This window comes from Flavobacterium sp. (assembly GCF_049590715.1).
Taxonomy (GTDB): Bacteria; Bacteroidota; Bacteroidia; order Flavobacteriales; family Flavobacteriaceae; genus Flavobacterium.
The window spans coordinates 1-1,810 of sequence record NZ_JBAWDL010000219.1 but is presented as its reverse complement, the minus strand read 5'-3'; the positions used below and the strand labels follow the sequence as shown (position 1 = coordinate 1,810).

Here is a 1,810-nt window from a genome sequence, read left to right as displayed (position 1 = left end):
ATCTTGTTTTAAGCCAAAAAACATATCCAAGTAGTGTCTCTGTAATAAAGGTTCTTTACCTGTAAGTTTACTGCTAAATTCCATTAAACCAGCTACTGAGTACAATAACCATTTTGGTGCTTTTTTAGGTGCTTTTATTTTTAGTTCAGGATATAATTCGGATGCTATTTTTACTGTTTCTTGTAACGTAGTGTGTTGTTCGTTCGATAAAATATAACGTTCTCCATTTCTACCTTTTCGCATAGCACTATACATACCGGAAGCTACATCTTTGACATCAATCCAATTCAAAGTTACGTTTGTGTCTACTGGTATTTCACCATTTAAAACTTGCAATACAAGGTCGTTAGTATAACTTAATTTGTAAGCTTTATCACCAATCATAGCAGAAGGTAAAACAAGAACAGTCCTAATACCATATTTTTCACCCAATTCTAATGCTAGCTTATCTGAATCATTTTTAGAATTGTAATACCAGTTTCGTCTGTCTTTGTTATATCCATTGTCCACATTAGCAGGTAATTTTGTGAAATCCAAACTAGCTACTGAACTTACATAAACGATATTTTTGATGCCACATTCTTTAGCAATGTCAAACACATTTTGTGTTCCTTGCATATTATTGTCATAAATTTCAGTTTTAGGGTTTTTAGCCCACATGCTAAAATTTGCAGCCACTGCATATAAGTTGGTAACTCCTTGAAATGCTTTTTTAAGAGATTCTCTGTCGGTAATATCGGCTTGAACAACTTCACAGTCTAGTCCTTTAAAAGGTTCAGTGTTATTAATGTTCCTTACAGTTGTTCTTACTTTTTGATTGTCGGAAAGTAGTAGTCTAATTAGGTTGTTTCCTAAATGTCCGTTTCCGCCAGTTACTAATGAAATTTCGTTGCTCATAATTCTTAAATTTTGTTTGAGCAAATTTCAAGACTTATTAAGAGGTTAGAAATAACATTTGTTAGAAAGTGATTTGTTTTCTAATACGACTTAGGGATTGAGGTTCCATTCCTAAAAAAGAAGCGATATTGTCAATAGATACATTCAAAGCTAATTTTGGATATTGATTTATAAATTTGAGATAACGTTCTTTTGCAGTTAAAATTTGAAAATCTTTAACACGTTCTAATTTGCAACTTAAATGCTCATTGGTTACTTCTTTGACAAATATTGCCCAAAATTTTGTTTCTTTTTGTAAAATATCAAAATCAGGTTTCGATATTTTTATAAGACTACATTCTGTGATAGTTTCATAATAATCTAATGACGGTGTTTCTGTCATAAAACTATCTAATGATGTAAAAAAATCTTGTTCTGCTACAAGGTGCTGTACGACAATCTTTCCGTCAGCATTTTGATATCCCTTTACAATTCCAGTATCTAAGAAATAAATATATCGCTCAACTTTTCCTGCTTTTAAAAGATTAGTTTGAGCTGGAATTTCTTCTGAAACGAAATATTTTTTAATTAAATCAATATCGTTTTGGGTTATAGTAATTCTCGATTGTATGTAATTAATTAGATTTTCCATTTTTAAAGTTATTTCCTATAAATGTTTGCCACTTGGCGTGGTTGCGAACTTCGTAACCGATTATTTTCTGTTAAAGTTAAAATTTCTTGCGAAACGTAATCGTGAATTTACCACAAAATTCGCAATCTTGCAAGGCATCAATGTAAAGGCATAACTTTGAGAGTACTAAAAACGAAGGTTATGCAATTACAAGACGCCTTTTCTATTCCAAAGATATTCACAAAAAAAGCTGGACAGTTTCTATCCAAACAGATTTATTTTTTCACAAGACCTATTCGATGC

2 protein-coding genes are annotated in these 1,810 nt (G+C 31.3%); both read right to left on the bottom strand.

Going from position 1 to position 1,810, the window contains the following annotated elements; translation table 11 throughout:
• On the bottom strand, positions 1-897 hold an 897-nt coding region (locus WBQ70_RS10160; protein ID WP_423913663.1), incomplete at its 3' end, for an NAD-dependent epimerase/dehydratase family protein.
• A 61-nt stretch (positions 898-958) separates the two neighbouring features.
• Entirely contained in the window at positions 959-1,528 is a 570-nt protein-coding gene (locus WBQ70_RS10155) for a Crp/Fnr family transcriptional regulator (protein WP_423913661.1), read from the bottom strand.
• Positions 1,529-1,810: the final 282 nt, after the last annotated feature.